Below are 12424 nucleotides of genomic sequence, written 5' to 3'. Positions count from 1 at the left end.
GCCACGTACCCCACCAGGCGCCGCTCTCCGGGCTCGTCCTCCCGCGCCACCACGGCCGCCTCGCGCACGCCCGGGGCGCGGGCGAGCGCGGCTTCCACCTCGCCGGGCTCGATGCGGAAGCCGCGGATCTTGACCTGGTGGTCCATCCGCCCCAGGTACTCCAGCTCGCCGGACGCGAGCCAGCGCACCCTGTCTCCCGAGCGGTAGAGCCGCGCGCCGGGCTCCTCGCCGAACGGGTCGGGGAGGAAGCGCTCGGCCGTCAGCCCCGGCCGTCCCAGGTATCCCCGCGCAACCCCGGCTCCCCCGATGTACAGCTCCCCGGGCACCCCCGGCGGGGCTGGCCGCAGCCACGGGTCCACGACGTAGAGGCGGACGTTGGCTCCCGGCCTCCCGATCACGGGCGTGGGCGACGCCCCGCAGACGGCGCAGAGGGCCGCGTCCACGGTGCACTCCGTCGGCCCGTACAGGTTGTGGAAGCTCCGCCCCTCCGCCGAGCCCAGCCGCCGCCAGGTGGTCTCGTCGATCGCCTCGCCCGCGACCAGGAAGACGCTCGGGGGGCCGGCCGGCGCGTCCAGCAGCCCGGCGTCCAGGAGGAGGCGGAGCTGGGCGGGGGTGCAGTCGAGGACCTCGACCTCCTGCTCTCTCAGGTACGACGCGAACGCGCTTCCGTCGTAGCGGACCTCTTCCGGCACGATGTGGAGCGTGCTCCCGGCGAGGAGCCGGACGAGCTGCTTCACCGAGGTGTCGAAGGTGAACGGCCCGTTCATGCTCACGCTCGGGGGGGACTCCCCCTCAAACCGGTCGTAGACCGCGCGCTGCAGCAGCACGCCCAGGTTCACGACCGAGCGGTGCTCGACCAGCACGCCCTTGGGGGTGCCGGTCGAGCCGGAGGTGTAGATCACGTAGGCGAGGTTGTCGGGATCGGCGCCGCTGCGCACCTCCGCGGAATCTTCCCGCGCGGCCCGGCCCGCGGCCGCCGAGTCCACGCACACCGTCTCCGCGGCCGAGGGGGGGAGGCGCGGGAGGAGCCGCTCCTGGGTGAGGAGCACCGCCGCGGCCGAGTCCGCCAGCATCAGCGCCAGGCGGTCCGGCGGGTGCGCCGGGTCGAGCGGGACGTACGCGCCTCCCGCCGCGAGCACCCCCAGGATCGCGACGACCAGCTCCGTGCTCCGCTCCATGCAGATCCCCACGCGGACCTCCGGCCCCACCCCGCGCCGCCGCAGCCCGCGGGCGAGACGGCACGCCCGCTCGTGCAGCTCCGCGTAGGTCAGCCGCTCCTCCCCGTACACGACCGCCAGGGCGGTGGGGGTGCGCGCCGCCTGCAGGGCGAACAGCTCGTGGATGCACAGGTCCCGCGGATGGTCGGCCCCGGTGCGGTTCCACTCCACGAGCAGCTGCCGGCGCTCCTCGTCCGCCAGGAGCGGCACCTCCGCCAGCGCCGCTTCGGGCGCGCGGGCGATCCCGCCCAGGAGCGTGGCGAGGTGGCCCAGCATCCGCCCGACCGCGTCCCCGTCCAGGCGGCTCCGGTCGTAGCGCGCCCGCACCTGCATCCGGGCCCCCGGCGTCACCGTCAGCGTGAGCGGGAAGCTGGTCCGCGACGCGAGCTCGTCGACCTCCACCGCGAGCCCCGCCCCCCCCGCGCCGAGCACGTCCTCCACCAGGTAGTTCTCGAAGGCCAGCAGGCTGCGGAAGAGCGGCTCCCCCGGGGGCACGTCGCTCCACCGCTGCACCTCCGCCAGGGGGGCGTGCTCGTGCTCCCGGGCCGCTGCGACACGGGACTGGAGCTCCCCCAGCCACTCGGCAACCGGGAGGCCCGGGGACAGCCTGGCGCGCACCGCGATGGTGTTGACGAACATCCCCACCATCTCCTCTACCCCCTCCAGCTCCGCCGGACGGCCGGACACCGCAGTCCCGAAGACCACGTCGTCCTCCCCCGCGTAGCAGGAAAGGAGGAGCGCCCAGGCGCCCTGCGTCAGGGTGCCCAGCGTCAGCCCGTGCCTCCGCCCCAGCGAGCGCAGCCCCGCGGTGAGCACCGCCGGCAGGCGCAGCTCGGCCGTTCCCGTCCCCTCCTCGCCAGTGGCCCGCTCCGGCAGGACCGGGGTGGGGGTGCCGAACCCCGCCAGCTCCGCCCGCCAGAACGCCTGTGCCCGGTCCGGGTCCTGCGCCTCCAGCCAGTCCACGAAGTGGCGGAAGGGCCGCCTGGCGGGGAGCGCGGGGAGCTCGCCCCGCAGCCCGGCCTCGTGGCAGGCGAGCACCTCGCCGAGCACCGGGGGGGCGGACCAGCCGTCCAGCAGCAGGTGGTGGTGGGTCCAGACGAGCCGGAAGGTGTCCTCCCCCAGCCTGGCGAGCGCGACCCGCAGGAGCGGCGCGCGGGACGGATCGAAGGCGCGCGCGCGGTCCGAGCGCAGGAGCGCCGCGAGCCGCTCCTGCTGCTCGCCGGCCGGGAGCCCCCGCAGGTCAATCTCCTCCCAGGGGAGCGGCACCGAGCGGTGCACCACCTGCCGCGGCCGCTTCCCCTGCCCCCATTCGAACCCGGTCCGCAGCACCGGGTGGCGTTCGACCACGTGCTCCCAGGCGCGCCGCAGGGCGGGCGCGTCCACTCTCCCCCGCAGGGTGAGCGCGTACTGGACCAGGTAGAGGTCCGACCCGGGCGCGAGGAGGGTGTGGAAGAGCATCCCCTCCTGCATGGGGGTAAGCGGATACACATCCTCCGGCTGCGGACCGCTCATAGGGAGCACGGGTTCACGGGAAGAACCACGGGGGACCCACGGGCCGCCCCGAAACCAGCGGATGTTGGCGTGTACTAATTTCTCCCTTCCACGTACCCGACCTCAGCCGGTCGGGACCTGAGACAGCATAAGCCCACTTTCCGCACATGTCAAGACAATTTTTGCTACGACCCACATCTCGTCCCGGTGCCGCCGAGCCGACCGCCGGGAGCTCCATGGGGGAGGTCGCCGAGCTCCGCGGCCAGCCGGGCCACGGTCGGGTGCCGGAAGAGCTGCCGCGGGTCCACGGGGAGGCCGGCCTGGCGGGCGCGGACGCCAGCCGCGCGGCGGTGTCGGCTCGAGGAGGTCGGCGGCGTACTGGAGCCGCAGCGACAGCGCCCCGCCCGTCTCCCCGGCCCACAGGCACAGGTTGCAGGGGGTGGTGCGCTCGTGGATGGGAGCGGGCCCCGGGCTCCCCCACCATCACCCCGGCGATTCCCGCCTGCTCCAGCCGGTGCGGGCGGTTGAAACGAACAGCTCCCGCGCGGGAGCGCCCCGGACTGGATCGCGGAGCGGGGCGAGCCGCTCGGCGTAGCTCCGCCGGTGGGGGGGAGGTCGGCCGGAGCGTGATGCAGTTCCGCCTCGTAGAGCGCGGTGAGGTCCCCCAGCAGGATCACGTTCGACCAGAAGTCCACCACCGCGTGGTGGATCGTCAGGAGGAGCACGTCGCCGGGGGCCCCGCGGCGGAAGAGGTCGGCGCGGAAGAGCGGGGTGGCCTCATGGTCGAAGCGCCGGTGCGCGTCGGACGCCAGCCGCTCCCGCAGCGCCTCCTCCTCCCACCCCGCGGCGTCCACCTCGCGGAAGCGACCCCTTCTCGACCAGCGAGGCGTTTGCTGCCGCTGCTCTCCCGGACGGCACGCGCGCAGCCGCTCGCTCCAGCTATCGTCACATACTATGCGTGCGATCTCTGCCGAACAGCGAAAACGCTTCGGGCCCCGTTTCGCACAAGCCCGTGTGCCGCTTCGCTCGGTATTTCCACGATGAGCCGTACCCGGTCTGGGCGGCGACCGGAAGTTGCCCCACGAGCTCGGAGTTCCAGACGTACCGGATGTTGAGGAAGACCGGTAAAACAGGCCAACCCTTGCATTCCTTCGGCGCGGACGCCTATACTGCAACCCGTGGGGATGCTGCGCAGGGACCTGATCCGACCGGCCTTTGGGCAGAAATGGAAGCTCGCAGGAGTCCGGTTGATCCTGCGACGGCCGCGCCGCTGCAGGAGATGCGATGCCGCCGCCTACCCGTTCAACTTTTCGGCCCGCACCTACACCATCCCCTCGCGAGGAGCGACCAATGAGCGTTGCCAACGAAGTGGAGCAGGTCCCCGGGATCGCGCCGGAGCACGACGGCCGCGTGCAGACCGGCCGGCTGAACGGCTTTCCCGCCGCCCCCGTGGTGGTGCGCCCCGCGGAGCAGGGGCTGGTGCTGGCCGACTGGGCCGGCGAGAACCGCCCCTGGCTGGAGCGCATGATACACCAGGCCGGCGCCATCCTCCTCCGCGGCTTCGGCGTGGAAGACGTGGACGAGTTCCAGCGCTTCATGCTCTCCGCGTCCGGCGAGCTCCTCCCCTACACCTATCGCTCCTCGCCACGGACCCAGGTGAAGGGCAATGTCTTCACCTCCACCGAATACCCCGCGGACCAGCGCATCCCGTTCCACACGGAGATGTCCTACACCAGCACCTGGCCGATGAAGATCGGCTTCCTCTCGCTGATCGTGGCGGAGACCGGCGGGGAGACCCCCATCGCCGACAGCCGCCGCGTGTACGACCGGATCCCGGCGGAGATCCGGGACCGCTTCGAGCGGCTGGGCGTGATGTACGTGCGCAACTACACCCCGTGGATGGATCTCCCTTGGCAGAGCGTCTTCCAGGCCGAGACGCGCGAGGAGGTGGACGAGTTCTGCCGCGCGGCGGGGATCGAAGCCGAGTGGGTCGATGACGACCACCTGCGCACCCGCCAGGTATGTCAGGGGGTGGCCGCGCACCCCACCACCGGCGAGAAGGTGTGGATGAACCAGGCGCACCTGTTCCACGTCTCCAACCTCGACCCGGAGATGGTGGAGGTCATGGTGGAGGAGTTCGGGGAGGAGAACCTCCCCCGCAACACCTACTACGGCGACGGCTCGCCGATCGCCCCCGAGGTGTTCGCCGCCATCCGCGCGGCCTACGACGCCGAGGCACTAGTCTTCCCCTGGGAGAAGGGCGACGTGCTGCTGCTGGACAACATGCTGATGGCGCACGCGCGCTCCCCCTTTACCGGGGAGCGCAGGGTGGTGGTGGGAATGGCCGAGCCCCACGACTCCGGCTGGAGCCAGGGCTGACCGGCGCGCTCCGACCTCACCAAGTTCGCCGGAGCGGACGGGAAGAAGGGAGCCCGGGTGGCGTCGGCGCCCGCGAAGACCCGGGTCGAGTTGGAAGTATGCATCTGGTGAGAACGAGCCCCGGCGGATCCGATTCGGCCGGGGCTCGCCTGTTTCGACAGCGGCCGTAAATTAAAGGGACCCCCGTCGCACCGGCGAAAGCACGCATCGCGGGCCGCGCCCAGGGGCACCGGCTCCAGCGCCTGCGTGTTCGCCACCGCGCCCGCCGCCACTACGGGGTTGCCAACCTTCTCGAAGGTGCCCAGGCCGTAGAGCGCCTGAGCCAGGCCGTTGGGCAGCGGCTCGCCGCCCAGGTTCAGCGTCCGCACGCTCGCGGGGATGTCGTCCATGCGCAGCAACTCCGCCGCCGCGGTCGGCACCACTGGCATAGACGACCGGCTCGGCGATCCGGGCCGCGTAGAGTGGGGGAAGGGGCTGAGAGCCCCGCAGGGTGGGGTCCTGGGGCGTCGCCACATCCGGAACTTTCTCACCAACCGGCATCTCATCGGCGAGGTGAAGACCCGCGACGACAAAGCCGAGGCCGTGAGGCGTTCGGCGCAGTGGAGCCCACGCGTCGACGTCGACCTCTTCCGGAAGGTTCAGAAGGAGGTAGAGCGGAGAGAGGGCGATCCGCACAACAAGAAACGGACATCGAAGGGCACGTTCGTCCTCCGCCCCGTCTGTGCCCACTGCGGGATCGAGTACCACGGCGGTCGCAATCGGAAGGACCAGGGGAACGAGCGCACCTACGTGCACCCCACGCCCAACAAGCCCTGCATCCGGAGATCCACGAGGCCAACGTCCAGCACGGCTGTCGCGCATGGACGGTGGCCGCTCACGAGCTCAAGACCGCGATCAAGGACCTGACCCTCACGCAGCGCGCGTCCGCAAGCTACGAGGCCGAGGTTCGCTCAAGGCCGCCCGTGCGAGATGGAAAAGGCCGAGGAATTCGCCCGCTCCCGCAGCATCGCGTGGGAGCGTCTATCCCGCGTAATCAACGAGACGCGCAACCTGAGCGAGACCTGGGACCGTGTGGGACTGGAGGAGCGGCGAATCCTGCTCGACCGGGGGGTCCTGGACGTGATGATCGTTATCGAGCCTATCCCAGGGATGAAGCAGGCCAACAACAAGAGCGCTGTCGTCGCGCTTCTCAGTGCACCCGACGCCCCGAAGTACTTCGCGGTCGGCCGTCAGCTGGATAGCGCGAGCGCCAGTTCCTCGCGCACCCACTCGTCCTCCTCGACAAGAAGTCGGGAGGTCAGCAAGGCACCGGTCTCGGAGACTACCTCGGGGGGACAGCCCTCCTTGGACGCGATGCGCCCGAACGCCCACGCTGCGTGTCCGCGCACCAGCGGCTCGGCGTCGGAGAGCGCCTCCGCCAGTACCGGCACCGCCTCGGGCGAGCCCCAGTTCCCCAGCGCGACGGCCACGTTGCGCAGCAGCCCGCGCCGCTTCGCGCGCTTCACCGGCGAGCCCTTGAAGCAACGCGAGAACTCCTCCTGCGTCAGCCCCATCAACTCGATCAGCGCCGCCCCGTCCACCCCGGCGCGCGGAAGGAACGCCTGCTCGCCGGTCTCCGACGAGAAGCTGTTCCACGGACACACCTCCGGGGAGGATTGCCCGCTTCCGCGTTTCGTGATCCCGCTGGAGACGGGGAGCAGAGCCTTGCGCATGGAATGGAGATAGCCCGCCCGGCGCCCTCCGCCGGCCGTTCATCGATCCCGAGCAACACAGCCACAGTCCGGCTTGACGGTGCGCCCGCCACTCCGCAGCAGCGATCAGCGTCGCTGATCATGCCGCGGGGGAGTGGACGAGAGGGCACCCGCGAGTACGGTGGCGAGTTCACGGACGTGAGGCTCCTGGACCAGGTTGAAGTGGTCCCCGGGAACAGTCACGCTCCTCACCGTCCCGGCTGTGAGCGCCTCCCACCCTGCCGACTCCGCGGTGGCCGGTACGGCCCGGTCTTCTGCGAGCACCAGCAGCAGGTCGGACGCACAGGGCCCCGGCCGATAGGCGGCGACGGCACGCACGTTGGCACGGAAGACGGTCCACAGCCGCTCGAACCGGGCGAGCTCCAGGTCCTCCGTCACCACGGCCGCCGCCCGCGCAGCCTCCCACGCCGACCGCAGCCGCTCGGCGGGAGGAAGCGGGGCGATCTGCTCCGCTGCACGAGCGATCCGCTCCTCGGAGACCCCCAGGTGCAGCATGAAGGCTGCGAGGAGGCCCGGGTCGTCCGGGTCGAAGGAGGAGGAGGCATCGCGTGGAGCCCGGGAGTCCAGCAGCGCCAGAAGCTCGACCTCCTCCCCCGCCGCCTCGAGCATGCGCGCCATCTCGAACGCGACGAGCCCGCCCATGGACCACCCCCCCAGGCGGTACGGCCCCTTTTTCTGCACCGCGCGGAGCTGCGCCAGGTAGTCCTCCGCCATGTCCTCGACGCGGAGGTGGGGGTGCTCCTCCCCCTCCAATCCCCTGGACTGCAGGCCGTAGAAGGGTTGACGAGACCCCAGGTGCCTGGCCAGCGCGGCGTACGAAACGACGCTGCCGCCCGCGGCGTGGACGAAGAAGAGCGGCGGCTCGCTGCCGGCCGGCTGCATGAGCACCAGCGGTCCGGCCGCCGGGAGCGCAGCCTCCTCCCGCACTGCGCCGGCCAGCCGCTCCACGGTAGGCCCTGCGAGCAGCGTCGCCAGGGGGATCCGTCTGCCGGCGAGCCGCTCCACCGCGGCCAGGAGGCGCAGGGCGAGGAAGGAATGCCCCCCCAGCGCGAAGAAGTCGTCGCGCACTCCCACCGGCCGGACGCCCAGCAGCTCTTCCCAGACGCGCGCGAGCTGCAGCTCGACGACGTCGCGCGGCGCCAGGAACGTGTCCTGGACGCCCGCAGCTTCCGGCGCGGGCAGCGCCCCCCGGTCGACCTTTCCGCTGGGGGTGAGCGGAACGCTCTCCAGCACCCCCAGCGCCGACGGCACCATGTACTCCGGAAGACGCGCCTGCAGGTGCGCCCGCAGCTCCGCGGGCGAGACCTCGCCTCCCATCGGCACCACGTAGCCGACCAGCCGCTTCTCGCCCGGCACGTCCTCGCGGACGAGCACGACCGCCTCCCGCACGGCTCCGTGCTCCAGAAGCGCCGCCTCGACCTCGCCCGGCTCGATGCGGAAGCCGCGGATCTTGACCTGCTGGTCGATCCGCCCCAGGTACTCCAGCTCCCCGGCGGACGTCCAGCGCGCCCGGTCCCCGGTCCGGTACAGTCGCCCTCCGGTCCCGCCGAACGGGTCCGGGACGAAGCGCTCCGCCGTCAGCTCCGGCCGTCCCAGGTAGCCGCGCCCCACCTGCACCCCGCCGAGGTACAGCTCCCCCGGGACCCCCACCGGCGCCGGCTCACCCGCTCCGTCCAGCACGAACACGCGCGTGTTCGCCACCGGCCGGCCGATGGGCACCACGCGCCGCTCCCGCGGCTCGCACGCCCAGTACGTCACGTCCACCGCCGTCTCTGTCGGTCCGTACAGGTTGTGCAGCTCCGCGCCGGGGAGCGCCTCGCGGAAGCGCTCCGTCAGCTCGTAGGGCAGCGCCTCGCCGCTGCACATCACCCGCCGCAGCGACCCGCACCGCCCCGGCTCGCCTGCCTCCAGGAACGCCGCCAGCATGGGCGGGACGAAGTGCAGCGTCGTGACTCCCTCGCGCTCGATCAGCCCGGCGAGGTAGGCCGGGTCGCGGTGCCCCTCCGGCTTCGCCAGCACCAGGCGCGCGCCCGTGATCAGCGGCCAGAAGAACTCCCAGACCGAGACGTCGAAGCTGAAGGGCGTCTTCTGCAGCACCACGTCGTGCGGCGTTAGGGCGTACTCCGCCTGCATCCATAGCAGCCGGTTGACGATGCCGCGGTGCGCGTTCATCGCCCCCTTGGGCCTGCCGGTCGAGCCGGAGGTGTAGATGACGTACGCCAGCGCGTCCGGATCGGCCGGCGGCGGCAGGGGCTCCGCGCTCCCGGCCATGATCCGGCCGGCGTTGCGGTCCAGGCAGACGACCTGCGCGTCGTGCGCGGGGAGCCGCTCCCGCAGGCGCTCCTGCGCCAGCAGCACCGGCACGCCGGAGTCCTCTAGCATGTAGGCCAGACGCTCGGCCGGATACGACGGGTCCAGCGGCACGTAGGCGCCGCCGGCCTTGAGAACCGCCAGCAGGGCGACGACCAGCTCGGCGGAGCGCTCGGCGCAGACGCCCACGCGCGTCTCCGGGCCCACGCCCAGGCATCGCAGGTGGCGGGCGAGCCGGTCGGCGCGCGCTTCCAGGTCGGCATAGATCAGCGCCTCGCCCGAGCAGACGACCGCCACCCGGTCGGGGGTGCGCGCCGCCTGTGCCGAGACCAGCTCGTGAAGGCTGGCCGGCGGGTAGTCGGCCGCGGTCGCGTTCCAGCTCTCCAGCACCCGGGCACGCTCGGATCGCGAAAGGAGCGACACCTCCGTGAGCCGCCGCCCCGGATCGGCCACCATGCTTTCCAGCAGGACCTGCAGGTGGCCGACCATGCGCGCGACGGTCCCGGCCTCGAAGAGCGCCTCGCGGTAGACCAGCGTCCCGCCCAGCTCCTCCCCGACGTCCCCGATCGCCAGGTCCAGGTCGAACTTGGCGACCTCGGCGTCCCCGCCGAACGGCTCCATCTCCACCTCTCCCAGGCGCAGCTGGTCGTCCCGCGCACCCGCGCGGTTCAGCGCGAACACCACCTGGAACACCGGTGCGTGGGCGAGGCTGCGCTCGGTCGCCAGCTCCTCCACCAGCCGCTCGAAGGGCAGCTCCTGGTGGTCGTACGCCCCCAGAGCCGTCTCCCGCACCCGACCCAGCAGCTCGGTCCAGGTGGGATCCCCCGACAGGTCGGCGCGCAGCGCCAGCATGTTGACGAAGAAGCCGATCAGCCCCTCGGTCTCCCGCTGCGTCCGCCCCGCGATCGGCGTGCCCACGACCACGTCCGCCTGCCCCGCGTACCGCCCCAGCAGCGCCTGCCACGCCGCAAGCAGCGTCATGAACAGCGTCGTCCCTTCCCGCGCCGAGAGCGCCCGCAGCCCCCGCGACACCGCCGTCGGGACGGTGAAGCGGTGGGTCCCGCCGCGCGCGCTCTGCCCGGCGGAGCGGGGGCGGTCCGTGGGGATCTCCAGTAGCGGAGGGGCGCCGCCGAGCTGGTCCTTCCAGTATCCGACCTGCTCCGCCAGCACCCCGGCGCTGAACCATTCGCGCTGCCAGGCGGCGTAGTCGGCGTACTGGACGGGCAGCTCCGGCAGGCGCGGCTCCTCCCCGCGGCTGAAGGCGGCGTAGAGCGCCGAGACCTCGCGCACCAGCACACCGCGGCTCCATCCGTCGCTGACGACGTGGTGCATCGTGAAGAGCAGCACGTGGTCGTCGTCGGCCAGGCGCAGCAGCGTGCTACGCAGCAGCGGCCCGCGAGAGAGGTCGAAGGGCCGCAGCGCCTCGGCTTCGGCCAGCCGCACGGCCTCCGCCTCCCGCTCCGCCTCCGGCAGGCGCCGCAGGTCCAGCTCCGCCAGCGCCGCCGGGGCGGGATCGCGGACGAGCTGCACCGGCGCGCCGTCGTGCTCGGCGAAGACCGTGCGCAGCGTCTCGTGCCGCCGCACCAGCTCGTTGAGGCTGGCCCGTAGCGCACCCGCGTCCAGCCTGCCGCGCAGCCGCAGCGCGTGGGGCATGTTGTAGGCGGGGCTGTCCGGCTCCAGCTGGTTCACGTACCAGAGCCGCTGCTGCGCGAAGGAGGCGGGGAGCGGCCCCTCGCGCGGGGCCCGCTCGATCGGCGGAGCGACCGGCGTGCCGGCGCTCCGCAGCGCGTCGATGCGCCGGGCCAGCCCCGCCACGGTCGGCGCCTCGAACAGCGCCCGCAACGGCACCTCGGTCCCGAACGCCTGCCGTGCCCGCGAGACCACCTGCGTCGCGAGGAGGGAGTGGCCGCCGAGCTCGAAGAAGTCGTCCTCCGCTCCCACCATCTCCACCCCCAGCACCTCCGCCCAGATCCCGCACAACATCTCTTCCGTGGGCGTGCGCGCCGCCAGGTAATCCTCTTCCGCCGCGGCGCGCTCCGGCGCCGGCAGCGAGAGCCGGTCGGCCTTGCCGTTGGCGTTGAGCGGGAGCCGCTCCAGCGCCACGAACGCGCCCGGCACCATGAACTCCGGCAGCCGGGCGGCCAGGCGCGCCCGCAGCTGCGCCGTGGGGAGGTCGGCGCCCTCCTGCGGGACCACGTAGGCGACCAGGCGCTTCTGCCCCGGCGTGTCCTCGCGCACCGCGACGACGGCCTCGCGCACGCCCGGCTGCTCCAGGAGGACGGCCTCGATCTCGCCCGGCTCGATGCGGAAGCCGCGAATCTTGACCTGCGCGTCCATCCGCCCCAGGAACTCCAGCTCTCCGTCGCGCCGCCAGCGCACCCGGTCTCCCGTGCGGTACAGCCGCGCTCCGGGCTCCGGTGAGAACGGATCGGGGACGAAGCGTTCCGCCGTCAGCTCCGGACGCCCCAGGTACCCTCGCGCCGCCCCGTCGCCGCCCACGTACAGCTCCCCCGGCACTCCCACCGGGACGGGGCTCCCGTGCGCGTCCAGCACGCGGGCGCGCACCCGGTCGATCGGCCGGCCGATTGAGGGCACCGCGGCACCCCCGATGGAAACCTCGCCCGAGGTGGAGACCACCGTCCCCTCCGTCGGCCCGTAGTTGTTCACCAGGGCGAAGGGGAGCCCGGCGCGCGGACGGACCCGCAGCGCGTCGCCGCCGGTGAGCAGCGCCCGCAGCGCCGTCTCCCGCGGCCAGGGGAGCGCGAGCAGCCCCTCCGCCAGCGGCGTGGGAACGAAGCAGAGGGTGATCCTCCGGTCCAGCAGGAACGCCTGCAGCGACTCGGGGGCGAGCCGGTCCTCCTCCGGGAGAGGGTGGAGCGCGGCGCCGTGCGCCAGGTACGGCCACGTCTCCCACACCGCCGCGTCGAAGCTCGGGGAGGCCACCTGCGTGGCGCGGTCGCCCGGGACCACGCCGAAGGCCCGGACGTGCCAGGCGACCAGGTGCGCGAGCGCGCCGTGCGAGACCATCACCCCCTTGGGCGTCCCAGTGGAGCCGGAGGTGTAGATCACGTAGGCCAGGCTCTCGGGCGCCAGGGCGACGGCAGGTGCCGTGTCGATGCCGGCTCCCTCCATCGCGGCATCGAGGCAGACGGCCTCCGCCCCCTCCGGGAGGCGGGCCCGGAACGCCTCGCTGGTGACCACCAGCCGGGCGCCGGAGTCGCGGACCATGAAGGCCAGGCGCTCGACGGGATAGGCGGGGTCCAGCGGGAGGTAGGC

5 protein-coding genes are annotated in these 12424 nt (G+C 72.6%); 2 read left to right on the top strand and 3 right to left on the bottom strand.

The features are described 5' to 3' along the window. A partial coding sequence (locus VGR37_19820; protein ID HEV2149658.1) for an amino acid adenylation domain-containing protein occupies positions 1-2705 on the bottom strand: 2705 nt, incomplete at its 3' end. Positions 2706-4058: 1353 nt separating this feature from the next. On the opposite strand from VGR37_19820, the gene VGR37_19815 reads away from it, so the two are divergent. Then, the gene (locus VGR37_19815) at positions 4059-5087 is read left to right on the top strand and encodes a TauD/TfdA family dioxygenase (GenBank protein ID HEV2149657.1); all 1029 of its coding nucleotides are present in this window, start codon (positions 4059-4061) and stop codon (positions 5085-5087) included. Positions 5088-5474: 387 nt separating this feature from the next. Next, positions 5475-5993, top strand: a complete 519-nt coding sequence (locus VGR37_19810; GenBank protein ID HEV2149656.1) for a recombinase family protein — start codon at positions 5475-5477, stop codon at positions 5991-5993. A gap of 323 nt (positions 5994-6316) precedes the next feature. On the opposite strand, the gene VGR37_19805 is transcribed toward VGR37_19810, so the two are convergent. Together VGR37_19805 and VGR37_19800 are read right to left on the bottom strand one after the other, a co-directional pair. Further along, positions 6317-6730 (bottom strand): HEAT repeat domain-containing protein, encoded by a 414-nt coding sequence (locus VGR37_19805; protein HEV2149655.1) that lies wholly within the window; start codon positions 6728-6730, stop codon positions 6317-6319. A 174-nt stretch (positions 6731-6904) separates the two neighbouring features. Beyond that, a partial coding sequence (locus tag VGR37_19800) for an amino acid adenylation domain-containing protein (protein HEV2149654.1) occupies positions 6905-12424 on the bottom strand: 5520 nt, incomplete at its 5' end.

The organism is Longimicrobiaceae bacterium (assembly GCA_035936415.1).
GTDB lineage: Bacteria > Gemmatimonadota > Gemmatimonadetes > Longimicrobiales > Longimicrobiaceae > JAFAYN01.
Note: the sequence above shows the minus strand (reverse complement) of the source record. Positions and strands in the feature narration are given on the sequence as shown.

What these genes read in the sequence shown, in the direction of transcription:
- VGR37_19815 (HEV2149657.1), top strand. Translation starts at nt 4,059, where the DNA reads ATGAGCGTTGCCAACGAAGTGGAGCAGGTCCCCGGGATCGCGCCGGAG.
- VGR37_19810 (HEV2149656.1), top strand. Translation starts at nt 5,475, where the DNA reads ATGCGCAGCAACTCCGCCGCCGCGGTCGGCACCACTGGCATAGACGAC.